The sequence below is a fragment of the Streptomyces sp. NPDC047971 genome (assembly GCF_040653355.1).
Lineage (GTDB): Bacteria > Actinomycetota > Actinomycetes > Streptomycetales > Streptomycetaceae > Streptomyces.
Map to the genome: position 1 here is coordinate 92,966 of NZ_JBEZNW010000021.1, position 20,232 is coordinate 113,197.

Genomic DNA, 20,232 nt, shown 5'->3' on the forward strand with positions numbered 1-20,232 from the left:
TGACAACCCTCGGTGTCCACCCGCAACCATGGGCCAGAGTTTCACCCGAAGTGATGACTGGCCTTTACGCCTGCGCTTACCGCAGGTATAGGAGTCGATCTCCACCGAAGCCTTGACCTCAATGGTCCAGACCAATACTTTCCTGTGAGCACAGCTCCCTTCCGGCACACGCACAGGAAACGAGCCTCATGCGTCGTAGAACCCTTTCCCGGCTGACGATCGCCGCCCTCTCCCTCGGCCTCGTGGCCGGTCTCGCGCCCGCAGCGGGCGCCGACCCCGCCTCGCACGACACCAGCCGCCCCTCCTACAAGCGGGTCGGCTACTTCACCCAATGGGGCGTCTACGGACGGAACTTCCAGGTCAAGGACCTGGAGACCAGCGGCACGGCGGCCAAGCTCAGCCACATCAACTACGCCTTCGGCAACGTCAGTTCCGACGGCAAGTGCTTCACCGGCAACATCCCCGGCGAGGCCGACGCCTGGGCCGACTACGTCCGCCCGCTCGACGCGGCGGGCTCGGTGGACGGCGTCGCCGACACCGCCGACCAGCCGCTCGCCGGCAACTTCAACCAGCTGCGCGAGCTCAAGGCCAAGCACCCGGGCCTCAAAGTCATGATCTCGCTGGGCGGTTGGAGCTGGTCGACCCACTTCTCCGACGCGGCCCGCACCCCCGCCTCGCGCAAGGCGTTGGTCTCCTCCTGCATCGACCTCTACATCAAGGGCAATCTGCCCACCGACGGCACCCGTGGCGGCGCGGGAGCCGCCGCGGGTCTCTTCGACGGCATCGACCTCGACTGGGAGTGGCCGGGCTCGGCAGGCGACGTCGACACCGTCTTCCGCCCCGAGGACAAGCAGAACTTCACCGCGCTCGTACGGGAGTTCCGCAGCCAGCTCGACGCGTACGCGAAGACCCTGAAGGGCCACGGCAAGCGCAAGCACTACGAGCTGACCGCCTTCGTCCCCACCGCACCCGCCAAGATCGACGCGGGCTTCGAGGTCCCGAAGATCATGCGGGACCTGGACTTCGTCAACCTCCAGGGGTACGACTTCCACGGCTCCTGGGAGACCACGACCGCCCAGCAGTCCGCGCTCTTCGCGAAGAACGACTTCAGCGTCGACCAGACCGTGAACGACTGGCTGCGACGGGGCGCGCCCGCCCGCAAGCTCGTGGTGGGGATGCCGTTCTACGGCCAGGGATGGACGGGTGTCACCGGCGGCGGCAACGGGCTCGGTCGCCCCGCGACCGGCCCCGCTCCCGCGACCTGGGCGAACGGCTCCGAGGACTACGAGGCGCTCAAGAAGCTCGCGGACTCCGGCTCGTACACCCTCCACCGCGACTGGAGGAACGGCCACGCGTGGCTGTTCGACGGGACGACCCTGTGGACGTACGACGACCCGCAGGTCCTGCGCGCCAAGTCGGCGTACGTACGGGTGAAGGGGCTCGGCGGCGCGATGTTCTGGTCGCTGGACGGGGACACCCCCGACGGCGAGCTGATCACGGCGGTCGACGGGGTTCTCGGCCGCAGGTAGGCCGCACGGCGGGCCGCCGCCGCGCAACCGGCCCGCGTCTGCGCCACGCACGACCGTGGGGCCGGGTCTCCCTGGAGGAGATCCGGCCCCACCGGCGTCCATCGGCCCTACCGACGTCCTCCGCGTCCACCGTCCCCACCGGCGTCCACCGCGCCCACCGGCGTCCACCGGCCCCAGGGGCGTCCACCAGCCCCACCCGCGCCCACCGCGTCCTCCGCGCCCACCGCGTCCATCGCGCCCACCGGCCCCAGGGGCGTCACCAGCCCCACCCGCGTCCTCCGAACGGTCAGGCGGACCGGCTGTTCGCCGTGGAACCCGCGAGTCCCAGGGCCTCCCGCACGTCCGCGCCGATGTCCTCGGGCAGGGCCTCGAAGGCCAGGTCGTACGACTCCCAGTAGGCGTCGGCGTCCGCGGACCGGGCCAGCTCGTCCCACTGCTTCGCGGCGGCGTCGAGCTCCTTGCCCAGGTCGGCGACCGGCCGCACGGCCGTACCGGACCAGCGGTGGTTCTTGAGCCCCTTGCTCGCGTCCACGATCGCCCTGTGGACCCGGGTCGCCCACGCCTTGTTGGCCGCGAAGTCCGCGTCGGCGTCCTCGTCCGGCTCCGCGAAGACGGCCTCCTCGACGGGGTTGAGGTTCTCCAGGTAGTACAGCTGGTCGGGGTCCAGGGTGGTGGCGTCGGCGCGCAGGGAGCCCTTGAGCGGCTCTCCGCCGTCGACGGCGAGCGTGCACGTCACCGCGCGGTCGCCGGCGCGCCAGCTCTGCCGGCTCGGGATGTAGAAGTAGTCCCAGACCCGCTCGGGGATCGCCCAGCCGTCCATGGCGTACCCGCTGCTGATCTCGAAGCAGCGCTCTTCCGCGAGCTTGTCCAGCCGGTCGTCACCCGGCCACGTGTCGAAGCCGGTGATCGTGAAGCCGCCGACCACCTCGCCGTCGTGCGGCTTCGCGCAGTCGACGATCCCGACGTCGGTCGTGTACGACTCCAGTTCGCCGTCGACCTCGAAGCACTCGCCCGTGCGCAGCGAGAACGGCGACTTCGAGCTCGCCGCCTCGTCCATGCCCTCCTTGAAGCCCTTCCACGCCTCGCCGAAGCCTCCGGTCACCAGGCCGACGACCATCAGGAGACAGCTGAGGGAGGACAGGACGATGCCCGATATCGCGAGTCCCTTGCCGGTCTGGTTCCTCTTCTTGATCTGTGGAAGGGCGATCAGGCCGAAGACCAGGCCGAGGGGCGGGACGCAGCAGACGATGCCGGAGACCAGCGAGGCGATGGCCAGGCCGTTGGTGGTGGGCGGCGCTCCATAGGGGCCGGGCCCCGGGCCGAGGGCCGCCCCGGGGCCGTAGGGCGTGTACGGACCCGGAGCCGTGTACGGACCCGGAACCGTGTACGGCCCGGGAGCCGCGTACGGCCCCGGAGCGGGCGGACCCGCCGCGGGAGCGGCCCCCATCGGGTTCGACGGCTCGGGGGCGGGCCACCCCTGCCGGGGCGGCGGGGAATCCTGGGGCGGCTGGGAGGGCTCCACGACTACGGTGCTCCTGTCGGGGCGGGTACGGGTCAGCCGGCACGGCCTCACGGCTGGAATCGACTGGCACATCTATGCGAACGGGCGCGCGCATCGTACGTGGTCCGGGAGTGGGGGCGGTATGCGACGGGCATCCACGGCGGTACGGGCCGAGACCGTGCGAGCGGTCAACCGGCTCACCTCGCGGTGGGCGGGCACCCTCGGCACCGAGGGCGGTGTCCTGTCCGCCGCCGGCGTCTGGCCGCTGCTGGCCTTCCTCGCGGACGGCGCGGAGGGCCCGGCGCGGGAGGAGTTGGAGGACGCCCTCGGCATACGCGCCGACAGGGCCGCGGAGGCGGCGCGAGGGCTGCTCGGAGCCCTGGGGGCGATGCGCGGGTCGGCCGCCGCGATCGGGCTCTGGACCCGACCCGGACTGGAGCTGCGGGAGCGGTGGGTGAAGGGGCTTCCGGAGGCCACCCTCGGCCGCTTCACCGGAGACGCCGCCGCGGACCGCGCGGCGCTGGACGCGTGGGCCGGGGAGCGTACGGGGGGACTGATCCCGACCATGCCGGTCTCCGTGGACGAGCGGACCCGACTGGTCCTCGCCGCCGCCCAGAGCGTGCGGACGCGCTGGCTCCAGCCCTTCGCGCACGACGCGCTGACGCCCCGGTCCGGGCCGTGGGCCGGGCGGGAGCTGGACGGCCTGTGGCGCAGCACCTCGCTCCTCGACCGGGTCGGGGTGGCGGGGACGGACTCCGGTCCGCTGACGGTCCTCAAGGTGCTCGGCGACACCGGAGTCGACGTCCATCTCCTCCTCGGAGAGGAGGAGATGGAGCCGGGCGCGGTCCTGAGGGCCGGGATCGACGTGCTGTCCGGCGCGGCCAGGGCCGTGCCGGGCGATCTGCTGCCGCTCGGGGAGCCAGGACCGGGCGTGACCGTGCGCAACGCGCGCAGCTACGGGCGCGCGCCGGAGCTGACCGTCACGACCTCCCCGTTCTCCCTCACCGCCGAGCACGATCTGCTGAGGTCGGCCGAGCTGTTCGGTCTCGGCTCGGCGACGGACGACCGGCACGGTCACTTCCCGGGCATCAGTGACGCCCCGCTCGCGATCTCCGAGGCCCGCCAGTCGGCCCTGGCCCGCTTCGACGCGAAGGGCTTCGAGGCGGCGTCGGTCTCGGTGATGGGCGCCGTCGCGGGCGGGGCCGCGCTTCCCCCGCCGTACCGCGTCCGGCGCGTCGACGTCCGCTTCGACCGCCCCTTCGGCTTCCTGACCGTGCACCGCACCTCGCGGCTCGTCCTGACGGCGGGCTGGGTCGCCGAGCCGGTGGACCACGTCTTCGAGGAGTGGGACGACACCGAGGAGTTCGAGGAGGACGCGGCGTGAGCGCGATCCTCCAGGGGCTGGCGGTCAACCCGGCAGCGCCCGTGGACGTCCTGCTGCGGCTCCTCGACTCGGGGGACGGCGCGGTCCATTCGTCCCTGTGCCGGCAAAGGCGGGAGATCCCCGACGAGGTCGTGGCGGCGATCCTCGCCCACCCGAACCCGCGCACACGGGGCGGACTCGCCCGCAATCCGTACGTCCCGGGGGAGCTGCGGGGCCTGGTCGTGGACGACGAGTTCTGGCTCGTACGGGCGAAGCTGGCGGGCGGCCCCGGTGACGACGCGTGGCCCCGGCACCTGCCGGACCACGTGATCGAACGGATGTACACGACGTACGACGGCCAGGAGTTGACCGAGCTGATCGTCTCGCGCCAGGTACCGCGCCGCATCCCCGTCGCGTACGCCTCCCACCCCTCGGCCGCGCTCCGCCGGTACGGCACCGGCGCGTGGGGGTCTCTCACCGAGGAGCGCCGCGCCGCCCTGCTCGACGACCCCGACCCGGAGATCCGCGCGTCCGCCGCGAGACGGCTGGAGGAGGACGACGCCGAGGAGATGGAGCGGCGGTTGCGCGCGCTGCCCGGAACGCGTTCGCACGCCCACAGCCACATCCTCGTGAACTGCCGCCTCTCGCGGGCGGTCGTCGACGACCTGCTGCTCGAACGCGAGGACGACGACCTGTGGTGCCTCGCGCACAACTACAGCACTCCCCCGGACGTCGTCGCCCACGTCGCCCGCGTCGGCGACCCCAAGGCCCGGCTGGCGGTCGCCCGCCGCGAGGATCTCCCCCGCGACCTGGTGGACCTCCTCGCCCGCGATCCCGACCCGGAGGTCCGTACCGCCGTCTCCGTACGTCCTGAGCTGACGGAGGAGGAGCGCGCCGCCGTCGACTACGTCGTTCCTCCGCTCAGGGACTTCCGGCTGGGCGAGGACCCGTACGGCGCGCCGCTCTCCCACGCCCGGTCCGCCCACCCCCTGCTGCGCCGCCGCGTCGCCCACAACCCCGGGCTCCCCGCCGGGCTCGTCGCCCTCCTGGCGGACGACGACGACCTGGGCGTACGGGTCCTGCTGGCACAGTTCCACCCCGCGGCGCCGCCGGAGCTCCTGCTGCGGTGCTACCTGGAGTACACGGGGTGGTACCGCGACCGGCTGCTCGAACTGCCGCAGTTCCCCGGTGCCGGGCTCGGCCCCCGTTTCGCGGACGCGGAGGACCCCGCCGAACGTCTGCTGGCCGCCCGCGATCCGGAACTGGACCCGGCCGTCGCCGACGCGCTGACCCGTGACCGGGATCGGCGGATCCGTTCGGCCGCCGCCCGGAACCCGGCACTCCCGCAGGCACGGCTTCATCGACTCCTCGAGGACGAGGAGTCGTCGAAGGACGCGGCCGCCAATCCGGCGCTTCCTCCGGGCACGATGTACCGGCTTCTCGACGAGGCGTGACGAAGGGGCGGCCGCCGTCGGCGACCGCCCCTCACTGTTCACGTCCTACGCTGCGGAAGAACCGTCGTTCAGAACTGCAGCGCCCAGGAGTCGATCTTTCCGGTGTCGAGGCGCGCGTTGTCGCTGACCCGGAGCTTCCACGTGCCGTTGGCGACCTCGGAGGAGGCGTTCACCGTGTACGTGGTGTTGATGTTGTCGGAGCTGCCGCCGGTGCCGTAGCCCTTCAGCGTGTACGCGGTGCCGTCGGGAGCGATCAGCTGGACCTGAAGGTCACCGATGTACGTGTGAACGATGTTCACGGGCACCTGGAGCGCGGAAGGCGCGTTGCCCGTGACGCCGCTGACGGTGACCGGGGACTCGACGGTCGAGTTGTCGGCGATGGCGTAGTCCGCGGTGTTCTCGAACTTCTTGCCGGGCGGCGGGGTCGTGCCGCCGCCACCGACGAAGAGGAGACGGTTCGGCGAGCCGCTGCCGGGGTTGCCGACGACGTTCGGGGTGGCGGCGCCGGTCAGCGCCGTCGACACCTGGGCCGGGGTGGCCGACGGGTTGTCCGCGAGGTAGACCGCGGCCGCGCCCGCGACGTGCGGGGTCGCCATCGAGGTGCCGGAGATGGTGTTGGTGGCGCTGTCGCTGCTGTTCCAGGCCGAGGTGATGGAGGAGCCCGGGGCGAAGATGTCCAGGACGCTGCCGTAGTTGGAGAAGCTGGAGCGGGCGTCGGTGTTGGTCGTGGAGCCGACCGTGATCGCCTCGGTGACGCGCGCCGGCGAGTAGTTGGAGGCGTTGGAGTTGTCGTTGCCCGCGGCGACGGCGTAGGTGACGCCGGACGCGATCGAGTTGCGCACCGCCTGGTCGAGGGCGGTGTCGACACCGCCGCCGAGGCTCATGTTGGCGACGGCCGGCTTGACGGCGTTCTGCGTCACCCAGTCGATGCCGGCGACGACCTGCGCGGTCGTGCCGGAGCCCTGGTTGTTGAGCACGCGGACGCCGACGATCTTGGCCTTCTTGGCGACACCGTAGGAGGATCCCGCGACGGTGCCCGCGACGTGCGTGCCGTGACCGTGGCCGTCCTGGGCGACGTTGTCGTTGTCGATGGCGTCGTAGCCGTTGAAGGCCCGGCCACCGAAGTCGCTGTGGGAGATGCGGACGCCGGTGTCGATGATGTACGCCGTGACGCCCTGGCCCGCGCTGTCCGGGTAGGTGTAGCTCTGGTTCAGCGGAAGGGCCCGCTGGTCGACCCGGTCCAGGCCCCAGGAGGGCGGGTTGGGCTGGGTGCCGCTGACCTTGAAGACACGGTTCTGCACGACCGACTCGACCGCGGGGTCGCCGGCGAGCTTCTTGGCCTGCGCCTCCGTCAGCTCGACGTTGTAGCCGTTCAGCGCCGAGGTGTACGTCTTCTTGATCGTCGCGCCGTGCTTGGCCGCGATCGCCCGGCCCTTCGAGGTCTCCGCCTGCGCGGACTCGTCGAGGGTGACGATGTAGCTGCCCTCGATCGTCCCGGGAGCGCCGGCGTTGAGGATCACGCCTTCCGGGGCGGCCTCGGCCGCGGTGGCCGGGAGGGTGGAGGCGGTGCCGAGGGCCAGGGCGGCGACGGCTATGGCGCTGGCGGCGACGAGTCTGCGCCGCGAGTCACGCATCACTGACATGTGAGGGATCCTCCTCATTGGTGGTGCGCTGCTGTGGGGGTACGGCAGGGACATGACAAACCGACATGGGGCGTCCACGCCGTTCGGAACATCCGGCTGCCGAGCGAAAGATTGGCGGATCCATAGGAATCCCACAAGGGCTGCGAGCGCCCCGTCACACGCGCGACACACCGCTGCCATGCTGATGACCATGACCGCCTACCACTGCCCCCGTTGCCGTCTCCACGCCCCCGCCGACGCCCTCACCTGGTGTTGTCCACAGTGCCGCGGCCCCTGGGATCTGGAGTTCGCCAGTGCACCGGTGCCACTCAAGTCCCTGGCGTCACGCGGGAATTCATTGTGGCGTTACGAGGAAGCACTGCCGCTGGCGACCGAGATCCCTCATGTGACCCTCGGCGAGGGGCGCACACCCCTGGTCCCCCTCACGGACACGGTTTCGGCCAAACTCGACTTCCTCATGCCGACGTTGTCCTTCAAGGACCGCGGCGCGGTGATGCTCGTCGAGCTGGCCCGGCGCCTCGCGCGAGGCGGCGCCGTACGGCGCGTCCTCGCCGACAGCAGCGGCAACGCGGGGACGTCGATCGCCGCGTACTGCGCGCGGGCCGGGCTCGACTGCGCGGTCTACGTACCGGACGGCACGTCCCCCAAGAAGCTGGAGCAGATCCGGGCGCACGGCGCACGGCTGACCGTCGTCCCCGGCGACCGCGAGGCGACGGCGAGGGCGGCGCGCGAGGCCGCCGACGAACCGGGCGTGTTCTACGCCTCGCACGTGTACAACCCGCACTTCCTGCACGGCACCAAGACGTACGTGTACGAGCTCTGGGAGGAGCTCGGCGGCACGCTCCCGGACACGATCGTGGTCCCGGTCGGCAACGGAACCCTCCTCCTGGGCGCCTCGCTGGCGATCGAGGAGCTGTACGGCCACGGGCTCGTCGACACCCGCCCCGCCCTGGTCGCCGTCCAGGCCGAGGCGGTGTCCCCGCTGGCCGCGGCCTTCCACGCCGGCGCGGAGGAGCTGGGGGAACCGGCACCCCTGCGCCCCACCCTCGCCGAGGGCATCGCGATCCCGAACCCACCCCGCGCCCGGCAGATCCTGCGGGCGGTCCGCGAGACCGGAGGGACGTTCCTGACGGTGACGGAGGATCAGATCCAGGCGGCCCAGCTGGACCTGGCGCGCCGCGGCCTCTTCGTGGAGTCGACGGGTGTCGCCTGTTGGGCCGCCGTGCGCGCCACGGCCCCGCGCCCCGGCCTGACCGTCGTACCCCTGTGCGGGGCGGGCGCGAAGACGGGCCTCGCCCCGTCCGGCACGCAGCGCGCCTGAGGAGGAGGCCGGCCCCCTCGGGGCCGGCCGTCCGCGCCGCCGATTCCCGGTCGCGATCCTCCGGTGGGAAAATGGAGGAACCGGACGACCAGGCTCTCGGACACCCGCCGGTCCGGACCACGGAGGTGGATCATGGGAGAGGCACGCACGGTCATGGACCGTCTCACCGAGGCGATGACCACACCGGACCTGGCCCCCGAGGTGATCGCCGACCTCTTCGCCGAGGACGCCGTCGCGGTCACCCCCGACCTGGGCGAGGTGGCGGGACGCGACGCGATCGTCGCGTATCTGCGCACGATGACGGGCTCGGTACCGGACGCCACGTACACGTCCCTGCACAAGTACGAGATCGGCGACACCGCGATCGACGAGGGCGTCTTCAGCGGGCGGAACACGGGCCCGATCCTGCTCCTGACCGGCGAGACGCTGCCGCCGACGGGCAGGGAGGTCGGCATCCGCGGGGTCGACATCGCGACGGTCAGGAACGGCCGGATCGAGAGCTACCGGCTCTACTACGACCAGATGCAGTTCATGGATCAACTGGGCCTGCTGCCGGAGGCCTGACGACGTCAGACCCGGTTCGCGAGGTAGTGGTGCAGCACGGGACCCAGTTGCCCCAGCCACTGGTGGAGCTGCGCCTTGCGCTTGGCGTCGACCCGGCACTCGTACAGCGTTCCACCGGCATGGACGACGGCCACCATGAGGAAGGCACCACCGTGCGGGGACGGGGCGTGGTGCACGGTGGCGACGGCGGCCCAAGGGAAGTCCATGACCTGGCCGTTGATCTCCAGGGACACCCCGGACGGGTCCACGATCACGGAGTTGCGCCGATCGTGCGCCACGAACTCGGGCCCGGGGGCGGGCTGGGCGTACGGCCCGGCTGCGGGCTGGCCGTACGGCCCGGGCTGACCGTAGGGGGCGGGCGCGCCGTACGGGCCGGCTGCGGGTGCGCCGTACGGCGGCGCGGGTGCGGGCTGGCCGTAGGGACCGGGTGGGGTCGCGCCGTAGGGCCCGGGTGCGGGAGCACCGTACGGCCCGGCTGCCGGCTGCCCGTAAGGACCGGCTGGGGGCGCACCGTACGGCCCGGGCATCTGGCCGTCGTGCGGGGGCGACGCCTGGGGCGCTCCGTACGGTGACGGGGCCGGTGCCTGCGGTGCTCTGTACGGGGGCGGTGTCGGTGTCGGGGAGCCGAACCCGGGCGGTGTTGTCATGTCCCCAGTATGGCCGTCCGCCCTGTCCGCCTCCGGTCAGCCCGCCCGCCGCAGCTCGGGGTCTCCGCAGCTGTCGGGGTCCTCCCTGACGAGCAGCACCGGCTCCGACTCGCTGCCGCCGACGACCAGATACTGGGCCCTCGAGGGCCGCTCGTCCCAGAGACCACCGGGCGCGAAGCTCAGCCGCACGCTGAGTTCGCCGCCGACGACGTCGTCGTCCCAGGTCGCGCTCCCGTCGAAGCGCGACCCCGGGGAGTCGTCCGCCGGGTCGACGGGCCAGTTCCGCACGGAGGCGACGGCCCGCCCCTCCGCGCCGGGCGCGGCGAGGGTCACGGACATGCCTCCGGGCCCCTGGTAGGTCCCCGCCAGAACGACGGCCGAGCCACCCGCCAGAGGGCGCGCACATTCCCGACCGAGCCCCACGAGGGAGACGCACCCCACGGGCACGAGCACAAGAAACGCCACCCCCAGAGCGACCTTCCGCCCCCGCGTCCGCACGAGCCGACGCGGCACACCGGACAACTCCATCGGATCAGGCCCCCTTGGGATTCAGGCGCTCGGTCCAGGTGATCGTCTCTTCGATGTCCCGTCCGGGCCCCTGCTCGTGATTCAGCTTCCGCTGCCACTCGGGGTAGCCGGGCAGGAACGACTCCATGTCGGTGTCATTGGTGAGCGTGTACTGGACGATCAGCTGTCCGTCGTCGTCGACGCCCTTCACCTCGTAGTCGACGTCGTACGACCCGAGCAGGGACTGGGCCTCGTTGGTGTCGCCGCCCCACAGGTTGTCGATTCCGGAGAGACCCGCCATGTCCTTGGCATAGGTCCCGACCTGCGTGAGGAAACCATCCGACGAGATCTTGTGCTTGACCCGGCCGGTCCCGTTGCCGTTCTCCCACTCCTTGATGGTGTCGGCTCTGATGTCCTTCATGCTCTCGCTCCGCCGCAGTTGCTCGGTGAACTTGTCCCCCATGGTGAAGTGCTGGTCACTGCGGCCGGTTCCGGTGATCCAGTCGCCGAGCAGCCCACGCGGCGTGGTGTCGTTGCGCCCGGGGTTCACCTCCCATCCCTGCTGGTCCCGCTCCAGGGCGTTGATCCGGTCGAGGCTGATGTCGGCCGTGTGGTTGATGTCGGAACGCACCGTGCCCTTGTTGAACCACCGGTCCACGCCGATGTTGTCCTGCACGGTCAGTGCCAGGCGCTGGTCCACGAGAGACCCGCGGCGAAGGATGTCGTTGATCTCACCCTGTGCCTCGTCGATCTCCTTCTGCTCGTCCTTCTCAGGACCACCCACCTTGCACACCCCGTCCGACACCCCCTTGGACACGGCGCCGTCACGCCCGACGTGCATGCCCTTGGATCGGGTCCGCGCCACCGCGTCCTTCAGTTCCTTCTGGATGGCCTTCAGTTCGCCGGCCCCGTCCTTGAGAGCTGCCTCCATCGCCTTCGCTACCTTGGCGGCGGCGGCGAGCTGGCGTTCGATGTCGTCGATCTGGGCCCAGGCGTACGGGGCGGCCATGCCCTCCCAGTAACCCTTGTCCTTCAGCGCCTTGAGCACCTCGTCGCGCATGCGTCGGGCAAGGCCGTCGATGTCTTTGGTGGCCTGCCCCCACTTCAGGGACAGGGTCGTCAGCTTGCCGAAGTCGGAGGCGGTGAGATCCTCGTAGAGCGCGGGCATCAGATCCCCCACCGGTCGTACACGGGGTTTCGGCCGACCCTCGGACTCTGCGGCAGATTCGGGTCGGCGGTCAGTCCGGAGCCTCCTCGGAACCGGTCCTCCAGAGCGGTCTCGTTGCCTTGATAGTCGCGGGCCGCCAGCCTCAGACTCTCGGAGATGTTGGCGATCCAGGCACTCACGAGCCCCGCCTGCTGCTCCCAGCGTTTGCCCGAACTCTTCAGCGCCGCACCGGTCTCCAGCTCACCCACGGCACCCGAGGCAGCGACGGTATCCGGTTCCAGCGACGCCGCCGCCTTGTAGAAGACGTCGTAGATCTCGTCCGCCTTGCCCGCCGCCCCCTCCAGGACCTTCTCCCCGATCTTGAGGTTCGGCACCACCGGCCCGTGCGTCCCCGGCGGGAGGGACCGCGCGGGCGGCTGAGGAGCGTAAGGGTCGTAGATGTTCGGCTTACCCGGGCCCGCTTGCAGCGGGCCCGGGGCTATCAGTCCCGGCGCTCCGGGTGGCGCCCAGAGCACGCTGTCCGGCAGTTTGTCGTCCCGCGGCGCACTTTCCCTCTGCGCTTCCTCGGCCGCCATGAGCCATCCCCCTGTCCCCGTGACCCCGGTGCCGACCGCCCCTGGGACGCCCGCCACCGCGAGTGCGCCAGGATGTGGCGCACATTGATCGACAATACGGGAAGGGCAGCGGAAACGAGTCGCGAAGGCAAATTTCGCGCGACGTACACAAGCATTACCGGCCAAGCAGGCACTTGGCGAGTGTGAAGCATGAGCCTTCGGATCGACGATCGCCCATCTGCACCCGCCGGTCGGAGATGCGCCGGCTGCCCCTCGCCCGCGTTGGCGTCCTTCTCGATCTGTCGCACCCCGCCGGCAGATCGTCGCACCCGCGGTCCCTTGCCGCGCACCGCACGATCGTCCCGGCCAGCCCGCTCGCCCGCCCGCTCCGCGACGCGAGCCGCACCAGACGCGGCAGTGCGGCGAAACTGGCGGGAACCTGCGGACACTCGGCGTCGGCCGGCCGGGACAGCACTGTCTCCGCCCGAGGCAGCGTAAGCACCGACTCCCCTTCGGTGTACTGGTGCTCTCCCCCATGCTGCCTGGCGGCCCTGGCCCACGCGTACCGGGTTTCCCGCATTGCTCTCAAGTTTCATCCCTCGCCCCAGCCGGCAGGCGTTGGCCTCCGGCGGCCGCGCACGTGTGTCCTGCGGACTGTCTGCGGACTCACTCGACGGAGTCGAGGTGCCTCCGAAGCTCCGTGGCGATCTCCTCTTCGCGACCCTCGACCGGCAGGGGCCACGGGTCCTGCTCGCCCTTGGCCATGGCGAGACTGCTCGCGAATCGGACGAGGTCAGGTGCGGGGGCGAAGGAATCACGGAGCCATCGGGCGAAGACGGCGGCTTCACCAGCGGTCACGTCGGTCAGGGTGATGTAGGCGTAGTCGGGGTCGGTCATCGCCGCGGTGCCGTCGATCCATACGTCGGGAACCAGCTCGATCTCGAAGTCCAGCACGGTCATGCCGTGGATGCCGGAAGTCCGGTGCTCCACGGTGGGCTCCGGGAAACCCTGTCTCAGAGCCCGCTCCAGCGACGCAAGGGTGGCACCCCACGCTCCGCCGTTGCCTTGGGGCGGATAGAAGGCGAAGTTGGTTCGGATGTTCCGTTCAGCAGACACGGTCTTCCTCTGTCTCAGGGCACGTATCGCGCCGAACCGGGCGTGCCCGTCATCGCCATCATGGACTGTCAGTACGCGGCGTTGTCCCTGCCGTTCGTGACGATCTCCGGGCGCGGGCGACACCACGGCGCTCGTACCGCGGCCAGAACGCCGCCGCCTGCGAGTCGGCGACTACCGCGTCGTCTGCACGATCGACAAGGGGCTCGTTTGTCGTAGCGGGTGGCGAGGGCCTTGTTCTGTTTGAGGCGGTTGAAGCAGCGTTCGACGACCTTGCGGCGCCGGTAGGCGGCCCGATCGAGCCGACAGCGGCTCCCGCCTCTGCGAAGCCGTCCGTTGATCTGGTCGATCCGTTCCGGGATCGCTGGGCCCGCACCGTGGTCGAGTCGACGCAGTCGATCGACCAGTCGACGCCGGCCACGGCATCGGAGTGCTGCTGGACGTGCGCCAGCAGACGGTCCCAGGTGCCGTCGGCCGACCAGCGGCGGAAGCGTTCAGACCGTCTTCCACGGCCCGTAGCGCTCGGGCAGGTCACGCCAGGCGGCCCCGGTGGACAGCTTCCACAGGATCCCGTTGACCACCTGCCTGCGGTCCCGCACCGGCCGACCCATCCGCGACGGGACCAGCAACGGGGCGATCGCCGCCCACGACTCATCAGTCAGCTCATGACGACGCACCACTAACGGACCAGCGACCAACCCACTTTGCGGACACGCCTTAGCAGCGCCTTCCGTCGCCTGGCCTGCGCCGCGCACGGGCCGCGTCCCACAAGAAAACGTCCCGGACGTCAGTAGTGATAACGAGCCGCGAGAATGACGATTTCCTTGTCCGTGACCAGGTAGACGAGGCGGTGCTCATCATCGATCCGCCTCGACCATGCCCCGGGCAAGTGGTACTTCAGCGGCTCGGGCTTGCCGATCCCCGTGAAGGGGTCACGCTTGACGTCCTCGATGAGCTTGTTGATCCGAGCGAGTATCTTCCGGTCGTTCTTGAGCCAGGACGTGTAGTCCTCCCAGCCCTGATCCTCGAAGACGAGCCTCACGCGGCACCCTCACGTGCCGCATCCGGCGAGTCGGGGTCGATCAGATCCCGCTCCGACACGTTGATGTTCGCCAGGGCGTTCTCGTACGCCTTGAGCAGGCGACGGGCATTCGCCGGGGAGCGCAGCAGGTACGAGCCCTCACGCAACGCGGCATAGTCCTCGGCCGAGACAAGTACGGCATTGCCGTGCTTGGAGACGATCTCGATCGCCTCGTGGTTCTCGTTGACCTTCTTGATCAGCGGAAAGAGTTCCTTGCGGGCTTCACTCGCAGTTATGGACATGACCTGGCCTCTCCCCTCAAGTGGTACCTAATAACGTACCACTCTCGGTCCATATCAGGCGGGTCATGCGGCTGACGGGCAGCCAGATTTCCCAGCACCATCCCAGCACGGGCAAACACCAAGGGGCCGACTCTGGAGGAGTCGACCCCTTCTGACCTACATGTTTGCCACGTCAGCGACGTGGTGTTATCTCATCCGCTCAGACGTTGAAGCGGAACTCCACCACGTCGCCGTCCTGCATCACGTACTCCTTGCCCTCCATGCGGGCCTTGCCGGCCGCGCGGGCTTCGGCCACCGAGCCCGTTTCCACGAGGTCGGCGAAGGAGATGACCTCGGCCTTGATGAAGCCCTTCTGGAAGTCGGTGTGGATCACACCGGCCGCCTCCGGGGCCGTCGCGCCCTTCTTGATCGTCCAGGCGCGGGATTCCTTCGGGCCGGCCGTCAGGTACGTCTGGAGGCCCAGGGTGTCGAAGCCGACGCGGGCCAGGATCGCGAGGCCCGGCTCCTCCGCGCCGACGGACTGGAGGAGCTCCATGGCGTCCTCCTCGTCCAGCTCGGCGAGGTCCTGCTCCAGCTTGGCGTTGAGGAAGATCGCCTCGGCCGGGGCGACCAGCGCGCGCTGCTCCTCCTTGAAGGCGTCGTCCGTCAGCTCGTCCTCGTCGACGTTGAAGACGTACAGGAACGGCTTCGTCGTCAGCAGGTGCAGGTCGTGGAGGAGCTCGGCCTTGTCCGAGCCCTGCAGGATGCCCTGCGAGAAGAGCGTGTCGCCCCGCTCCAGGATCTCCTTCGCCGCCTCGACCGCCGCGACCTTCGGAGCCACGTCCTTCTTGATCCGGGCTTCCTTCGCCAGCCGCGGCAGGACCTTCTCGATCGTCTGCAGGTCGGCCAGGATCAGCTCGGTGTTGATCGTCTCGATGTCGTCCTTCGGCGAGACCTTGCCGTCGACGTGCACGACGTTCTCGTCCTTGAAGGCGCGGATGACCTGGCAGATCGCGTCCGACTCGCGGATGTTCGCCAGGAACTTGTTGCCCAGGCCCTCGCCCTCGCTCGCGCCGCGGACGATGCCCGCGATGTCCACGAAGTCGACCGTCGCCGGCAGGATCCGCTGCGAGCTGAAGATCTCCGCCAGCTTCGTCAGACGGGTGTCGGGAACACCGACGACGCCGACGTTCGGCTCGATCGTGGCGAACGGGTAGTTGGCCGCCAGGACGTCGTTCTTGGTCAGGGCGTTGAACAGGGTCGACTTGCCGACATTCGGCAGACCGACGATTCCGATCGTGAGCGACACGGTGGCGACTTCCTGGAGTACGGATGGGGGTGCGGTGGTGGGCCGATCCACCAGTTTACGGGGGGTCCGAACCGGCCTGCGACGCCGACCTTCGGCCGATCTCGACGGCAACGTCACCCAAAGGGCGTGTCCTGGACCGTCCCTGCACCCCTTCCCGACCTACGTTGGTGTAGTGGAGCAGCAACGGACAAGTCAGCCTCAAGGCCGCCGACGGCCGCAAACGCCTCTCACGCCGCCCGGCGCGCTCGTCGAGGGCGCGGCCGTCTACCGCGTCACCACCCGCCCGGGCCAGCCCGGCAGCGGCCGCGTCGAGCGGGCCGCGCCCGTGCGGCGGCCGGCCCCGCCCGTTGTCGTCGCGCTGCGGCGCCTCCCCAACCCGCGGCTGACCGGCCTCGGCGCCGGGCTCTTCGCCTCCGCCACCATGCTGCTGCTCGGCCTCCTCGACCAGCTGCTGCTCGACGGCTCCCCGCTCGCCTACGGTCTGCTGTTCCTGCCGGTCAGCGCCCTCACCGCGCTCTGGGTCCGGACCGCCGACCTCGTCACGGCCCCCATCAGCGTGCCGATCGCCTTCGCGGTCGGTGTCGTGCCGATCGCGGGCGGCACCGGTGGCTTCGGCGGACAGGCCATGGCCGTCGTCACCGCCCTCGCCGTGCAGGCCGGGTGGCTCTACGGCGGCACGCTCGTCGCCGGTCTGATCACCTGCGTCCGGAAGGTACGGCACATGGGCCGCCGCCAGCGCCTCGCCGCCCGCGCCCCCCAGCGCGTCCGCCGCCCGTAGGGTTCCGTTCGGATTCCGGCGTTCGAAGGATTTCCGTATCCGGAGGAGTTCCGTATTCGGAGGAGTGCCGAGATACGGAGCAGTTCCGGCATCCGCAGGAGTTCCGGGATCCGACGCTCGCAGGGGCGCGCTTCCGACCCCGGCCCTCGGCCGCCGCTTCCGACCCCGGCCCCCGCCGCCCGGCTCCTAGCCCGCCCGTGCCGCCATCGCCGCGCCCACGATTCCCGCGTTGTTCTGGAGCTCCGCCGGAACGATCTCCGCCTTGATGCCGTCGATCAGCGGCAGGAACTTGTCCGCCTTCCGGCTCACTCCTCCGCCGATGATGAACAGCTCCGGCGAGAACAGCATCTCCACGTGGGCCAGGTACTTCTTCACCCGTCGCGTCGCCCAGTGTTCCCAGCTGAGGTCCTCGTCCTCCTTGGCCTTCGTCGACGCCCGCTTCTCCGCGTCGTGGCCCTTCAGCTCCAGATGGCCCAGCTCGGTGTTGGGCACGAGCCGGCCGTCCACGAAGAGCGCCGAGCCGATGCCCGTACCCAGCGTCAGCAGGATCACCGTGCCCTTGCGGCCCCGGCCCGCGCCGAAGGTCATCTCGGCCACGCCGGCCGCGTCCGCGTCGTTCAGGACCGTCACCGGGAGCCCGCCCAGGCGCTCGCCGATCAGGCGGCCCGCGTCGACGTCGATCCAGGACGTGTCGACGTTCGCCGCGGTACGGATCGTGGAGCCGGTCACGACGCCCGGGAAGGTCACCCCTACCGGGCCCGACCAGCCGAAGTTCTCCACCACCTCGACGACGCATCCCGCCACACCTTCGGGTGTGGCGGGATGCGGGGTCAGTACCTTGTGGCGGGGCTCGGCCAGCTCTCCGCGCTCCAGGTCCACCGGAGCGCCCTTGATGCCCGAGCCGCCGATGTCCACTCCGAAGACGTTCATGAACCCCACGGTAAGGGCTGTGGCCGGGAGTTACTCCTCGAACGCCACCCGTGGGAGGAGTGGTCCTACTCCTGTACGAGCTTCGCCGCCTCGGCGCGCAGGTCCTTGTTCCGGAGCTCCTTCGGAAGCGAGAAGGTCAGCGACTCGTCGGCCGTCTTGACGATCTCCACGTCCGCGTAGCCGCGCTCGGAGAGCCACTCCAGGACCTCCTGGACGAGGACGTCCGGGACCGAGGCGCCCGACGACAGGCCGACCGAGGTGACGCCCTCCAGCCACGCCTCGTCGATCTCGCTCGCGAAGTCGACCAGGTAGGCGGCCGGCACGCCGGCCTGCTTGGCGACCTCGACCATGCGGATCGAGTTCGAGGAGTTCTTCGAGCCGACGACGATCACCAGCTCCGCCTGGCCCGCGAGCTCCTTGATGGCCAGCTGGCGGTTCTGCGTGGCGTAGCAGATGTCGTCGGACGGCGGGGAGATCAGGTTCGGGAACTTCTCCTTCAGCGCGTCGACCGTCTCCATCGTCTCGTCGACGGAGAGCGTGGTCTGGGAGAGCCAGACGACCCGGTCCGGGTCGCGGACCTCGACCTTGGCCACGTCGCTGGGGCCGTCGACGAGCTGGATGTGGTCGGGGGCCTCGCCGGAGGTGCCGATGACCTCCTCGTGGCCCTCGTGACCGATCAGGAGGATGTCGAAGTCCTCCTTGGCGAACCGGACGGCCTCCTTGTGGACCTTCGTGACCAGCGGGCAGGTCGCGTCGATGGTCTTCAGGCGGCCCTCGCGGGCCTCTTCGTGCACGGTCGGGGCGACGCCGTGCGCGGAGAACATCACGATGTTGCCCGGCGGCACCTCGGTCGCCTGGTCGACGAAGATCGCGCCCTTCCGCTCCAGGGTCTGGACGACGTACTTGTTGTGCACGATCTCGTGGCGTACGTAGATCGGCGCGCCGTACTGCTCCAGGGCCTTCTCCACGGCGATCACGGCACGGTCCACGCCCGCGCAGTATCCGCGGGGAGCGGCGAGCAGGACACGCTTCGGGCGGTTCGTCGTGGTCGCGGTCTCGGGCGTCGACGCGGGCGTAGCAGTCATGCGTCCCATCGTAAGGCCGCGTGATCCCGCGCTCGGCTACGGCCGCGTCGGTACGGCGCCGGTCCGGACCGTGGCCGAGACTGGGGCGCATGGCCGAGGAAGCACAGGTGGCAGCGCACACCGGACTGCGGCGGACCCTCGGGTTCCGCGACCTTGTCGTCTACGGGCTGCTGTTCATCGCGCCCATGGCCCCTGTCGGCGTCTTCGGCACCCTCGACGCCAAGTCACACGGCGCGGTGGCGCTCGTGTACGTCGTCGCCACCGTCGCGATGGCTTTCACCGCTTTCAGCTACGCCCAGATGGTGCGAGTGGCCCCGCTGGCCGGCTCGGTCTTCGCGTACGCCCGCAAGGGTCTGGGTGAGGGGCCCGGGTTCGTCGCCGGGTGGATGGCGATGCTCGACTACCTGCTGATCCCGGCCGTGGCGTACCTCTTCGCGGGCATCGCGATGGAGGCGCTGGTCCCGGAGGTGGACCGGTGGGTGTGGACCGCGATCGCGGTGGTCGTCACGACGCTCCTCAACCTGTGGGGGGTGCGGGCGGCGGCGCGGGTCGGCTTCGCGGTGCTCGCCATGGAGATCGTGGTGCTGCTGGTCTTCGTGGTGTCGTCGGTGGTCGTCCTGGCCCGGGACGGGGCGCGGCGGGACTGGTGGTCGCCGCTGGGCGGCGACGGGACGTTCTCGATGGCCGCCGTGGTGGGCGCGGTGTCGGTGGCGGTCCTCTCGTACCTCGGATTCGACGCGATCGCCTCCTTCGCGGAGGAGGTCACCGGGGGGTCGGAGAAGGTGGCGCGGGCGGTCCTGTTCTGTCTGGTGCTGGCGGGTGTGCTCTTCGTGGCCCAGACGTACCTGGTGGCGCTCCTCGAACCGCTCTCCTCCGCGGAGCTGGCGGCGGACCCGGCGAAGCAGGGCTCGGCGTTCTACGACGCGGTGGACGTGTCCGTGGGGACGTGGCTGCACGACCTGGTGGCGGTGTCGAAGGCGATCGGCGCGGCGTTCGCGGCGCTCGCCGGGCAGGCGGCGGCGGGCCGGCTGCTCTTCGCGATGGCCCGGGAGCGGCGGCTGCCCCATCTCCTGGCCCGTACGGACTCGGGTGTTCCGCGAGTGGCGCTGCTGTTCGCGGCGACGGTGACGATGGTGGCGGCGGTGTGGGCGGCCCAGCGCGACGACGGCCTCGACCACCTGGTGTCGGTGGTCGACGTCGGCGCCCTGACGGCCTTCGTGCTGCTGCACGCGAGCGTGGTGGGGTGGTTCGCGGTGCGCCGGATGGAGGGTCCGCCGCACTGGTTGTGGCACGTGGTCATGCCGGTGGTGGGCGCGGCGATCCTGATCGCGGTGATCGTCGAGGCGTCGGTGACGGCGCAGGTGGTGGGCGTGATCTGGCTGGGGGTGGGACTCGTGGTGCTCGCGGTGCAGGGCACGACACGGGAGAGGTGAGGCGCGGGTACGGGAGAGGTGCCGCTGAGGC

General features: G+C 70.4%; 19 protein-coding genes and 2 pseudogenes. 7 read left to right on the top strand and 14 right to left on the bottom strand.

Annotated features, from left to right (window positions below; all coding sequences use genetic code 11):
• Window positions 1-188: 188 nt before the first annotated feature.
• On the top strand, window positions 189-1,529 hold the full coding sequence (locus AB0D99_RS20905) for a glycoside hydrolase family 18 protein (protein WP_362363963.1): 1,341 nt from the start codon (window positions 189-191) through the stop codon (window positions 1,527-1,529).
• Window positions 1,530-1,815: 286 nt separating this feature from the next.
• Here AB0D99_RS20905 and AB0D99_RS20910 read toward each other — a convergent pair whose 3' ends face one another.
• A complete protein-coding gene (locus tag AB0D99_RS20910) occupies window positions 1,816-3,051 on the bottom strand; it encodes a DUF4190 domain-containing protein (RefSeq protein ID WP_362363966.1) in 1,236 nt (411 codons plus the stop codon).
• 121 nt (window positions 3,052-3,172) lie between these two features.
• Here AB0D99_RS20910 and AB0D99_RS20915 point away from each other — a divergent pair, with 121 nt between their 5' ends.
• Entirely contained in the window at window positions 3,173-4,414 is a 1,242-nt protein-coding gene (locus AB0D99_RS20915) for a serpin family protein (protein WP_362363969.1), read from the top strand.
• Window positions 4,411-5,847, top strand: coding sequence for a translation initiation factor 2 (locus tag AB0D99_RS20920; RefSeq protein ID WP_362363972.1), 1,437 nt, complete (start codon window positions 4,411-4,413; stop codon window positions 5,845-5,847). The genes AB0D99_RS20915 and AB0D99_RS20920 overlap by 4 nt, the downstream gene beginning before the upstream one ends.
• 68 nt (window positions 5,848-5,915) lie before the next feature.
• Here AB0D99_RS20920 and AB0D99_RS20925 read toward each other — a convergent pair whose 3' ends face one another.
• Complete coding sequence (locus AB0D99_RS20925; protein ID WP_362363975.1) at window positions 5,916-7,490, bottom strand: S8 family peptidase; 1,575 nt, start codon at window positions 7,488-7,490, stop codon at window positions 5,916-5,918.
• Between the two features lie 178 nt (window positions 7,491-7,668).
• Between AB0D99_RS20925 and AB0D99_RS20930 the strand changes: the two genes are divergently transcribed.
• Both AB0D99_RS20930 and AB0D99_RS20935 read left to right on the top strand, forming a co-directional pair.
• Window positions 7,669-8,811: a threonine synthase gene (locus AB0D99_RS20930; RefSeq protein WP_362363978.1), complete on the top strand. Its 1,143-nt coding sequence runs from the start codon at window positions 7,669-7,671 to the stop codon at window positions 8,809-8,811.
• 132 nt (window positions 8,812-8,943) lie between these two features.
• Window positions 8,944-9,375 (top strand): nuclear transport factor 2 family protein, encoded by a 432-nt coding sequence (locus AB0D99_RS20935; protein WP_362363981.1) that lies wholly within the window; start codon window positions 8,944-8,946, stop codon window positions 9,373-9,375.
• A gap of 5 nt (window positions 9,376-9,380) precedes the next feature.
• Here the strand turns inward: AB0D99_RS20935 and AB0D99_RS20940 are convergent, their stop codons facing one another.
• The 10 genes and pseudogenes from AB0D99_RS20940 to ychF form a co-directional block, all read right to left on the bottom strand.
• Complete coding sequence (locus AB0D99_RS20940; RefSeq protein WP_362363984.1) at window positions 9,381-9,653, bottom strand: hypothetical protein; 273 nt, start codon at window positions 9,651-9,653, stop codon at window positions 9,381-9,383.
• Between the two features lie 405 nt (window positions 9,654-10,058).
• Window positions 10,059-10,361 carry a hypothetical protein gene (locus AB0D99_RS20945; RefSeq protein ID WP_362363987.1) on the bottom strand — a complete coding sequence of 101 codons (303 nt, stop codon included), beginning with the start codon at window positions 10,359-10,361 and terminating at the stop codon, window positions 10,059-10,061.
• Window positions 10,362-10,554: 193 nt separating this feature from the next.
• The gene (locus AB0D99_RS20950) at window positions 10,555-11,697 is read right to left on the bottom strand and encodes a hypothetical protein (RefSeq protein WP_362363990.1); all 1,143 of its coding nucleotides are present in this window, start codon (window positions 11,695-11,697) and stop codon (window positions 10,555-10,557) included.
• A complete protein-coding gene (locus tag AB0D99_RS20955) occupies window positions 11,697-12,074 on the bottom strand; it encodes a hypothetical protein (protein ID WP_362363993.1) in 378 nt (125 codons plus the stop codon). The genes AB0D99_RS20950 and AB0D99_RS20955 overlap by 1 nt, the downstream gene beginning before the upstream one ends.
• An 843-nt stretch (window positions 12,075-12,917) precedes the next feature.
• Window positions 12,918-13,241, bottom strand: coding sequence for a hypothetical protein (locus AB0D99_RS20960; protein ID WP_362363996.1), 324 nt, complete (start codon window positions 13,239-13,241; stop codon window positions 12,918-12,920).
• Between the two features lie 326 nt (window positions 13,242-13,567).
• Window positions 13,568-13,681: pseudogene (locus AB0D99_RS20965) on the bottom strand (IS5/IS1182 family transposase); the annotation flags it as partial.
• Window positions 13,682-13,839: 158 nt separating this feature from the next.
• Window positions 13,840-14,041, bottom strand: a pseudogene (locus AB0D99_RS20970) (transposase); the annotation flags it as partial.
• Between the two features lie 110 nt (window positions 14,042-14,151).
• Complete coding sequence (locus AB0D99_RS20975; protein ID WP_018491028.1) at window positions 14,152-14,406, bottom strand: Txe/YoeB family addiction module toxin; 255 nt, start codon at window positions 14,404-14,406, stop codon at window positions 14,152-14,154.
• Window positions 14,403-14,687 (bottom strand): type II toxin-antitoxin system prevent-host-death family antitoxin, encoded by a 285-nt coding sequence (locus AB0D99_RS20980; RefSeq protein WP_018491027.1) that lies wholly within the window; start codon window positions 14,685-14,687, stop codon window positions 14,403-14,405. The genes AB0D99_RS20975 and AB0D99_RS20980 overlap by 4 nt, the downstream gene beginning before the upstream one ends.
• Window positions 14,688-14,886: 199 nt before the next feature.
• Window positions 14,887-15,975, bottom strand: a complete 1,089-nt coding sequence (gene ychF, locus AB0D99_RS20985) for a redox-regulated ATPase YchF (protein ID WP_362364000.1) — start codon at window positions 15,973-15,975, stop codon at window positions 14,887-14,889.
• A gap of 325 nt (window positions 15,976-16,300) precedes the next feature.
• Between ychF and AB0D99_RS20990 the strand changes: the two genes are divergently transcribed.
• Window positions 16,301-16,753, top strand: a complete 453-nt coding sequence (locus AB0D99_RS20990; protein ID WP_362364072.1) for a DUF6542 domain-containing protein — start codon at window positions 16,301-16,303, stop codon at window positions 16,751-16,753.
• Window positions 16,754-16,939: 186 nt separating this feature from the next.
• Here the strand turns inward: AB0D99_RS20990 and ppgK are convergent, their stop codons facing one another.
• On the bottom strand, window positions 16,940-17,683 hold the full coding sequence (gene ppgK, locus AB0D99_RS20995) for a polyphosphate--glucose phosphotransferase (RefSeq protein ID WP_362364005.1): 744 nt from the start codon (window positions 17,681-17,683) through the stop codon (window positions 16,940-16,942).
• Between the two features lie 65 nt (window positions 17,684-17,748).
• On the bottom strand, window positions 17,749-18,768 hold the full coding sequence (locus tag AB0D99_RS21000; protein ID WP_362364008.1) for a 4-hydroxy-3-methylbut-2-enyl diphosphate reductase: 1,020 nt from the start codon (window positions 18,766-18,768) through the stop codon (window positions 17,749-17,751).
• A gap of 89 nt (window positions 18,769-18,857) precedes the next feature.
• Between AB0D99_RS21000 and AB0D99_RS21005 the strand changes: the two genes are divergently transcribed.
• Window positions 18,858-20,201 carry an APC family permease gene (locus AB0D99_RS21005; RefSeq protein ID WP_362364011.1) on the top strand — a complete coding sequence of 448 codons (1,344 nt, stop codon included), beginning with the start codon at window positions 18,858-18,860 and terminating at the stop codon, window positions 20,199-20,201.
• The last annotated feature ends 31 nt before the right edge of the window (window positions 20,202-20,232 follow it).

Bases quoted from the DNA above. Each gene is read 5' to 3' on its own strand.
- AB0D99_RS20905 (WP_362363963.1), top strand. From the start codon at position 189: ATGCGTCGTAGAACCCTTTCCCGGCTGACGATCGCCGCCCTCTCCCTC.
- AB0D99_RS20915 (WP_362363969.1), top strand. From the start codon at position 3,173: ATGCGACGGGCATCCACGGCGGTACGGGCCGAGACCGTGCGAGCGGTC.
- AB0D99_RS20925 (WP_362363975.1), bottom strand. From the start codon at position 7,490: ATGTCAGTGATGCGTGACTCGCGGCGCAGACTCGTCGCCGCCAGCGCC.
- AB0D99_RS20930 (WP_362363978.1), top strand. From the start codon at position 7,669: ATGCTGATGACCATGACCGCCTACCACTGCCCCCGTTGCCGTCTCCAC.
- AB0D99_RS20935 (WP_362363981.1), top strand. From the start codon at position 8,944: ATGGGAGAGGCACGCACGGTCATGGACCGTCTCACCGAGGCGATGACC.
- AB0D99_RS20945 (WP_362363987.1), bottom strand. From the start codon at position 10,361: ATGTCCGTGACCCTCGCCGCGCCCGGCGCGGAGGGGCGGGCCGTCGCC.
- AB0D99_RS20950 (WP_362363990.1), bottom strand. From the start codon at position 11,697: ATGCCCGCGCTCTACGAGGATCTCACCGCCTCCGACTTCGGCAAGCTG.
- AB0D99_RS20980 (WP_018491027.1), bottom strand. From the start codon at position 14,687: ATGTCCATAACTGCGAGTGAAGCCCGCAAGGAACTCTTTCCGCTGATC.
- ppgK (WP_362364005.1), bottom strand. From the start codon at position 17,683: ATGAACGTCTTCGGAGTGGACATCGGCGGCTCGGGCATCAAGGGCGCT.
- AB0D99_RS21000 (WP_362364008.1), bottom strand. From the start codon at position 18,768: ATGACTGCTACGCCCGCGTCGACGCCCGAGACCGCGACCACGACGAAC.
- AB0D99_RS21005 (WP_362364011.1), top strand. From the start codon at position 18,858: ATGGCCGAGGAAGCACAGGTGGCAGCGCACACCGGACTGCGGCGGACC.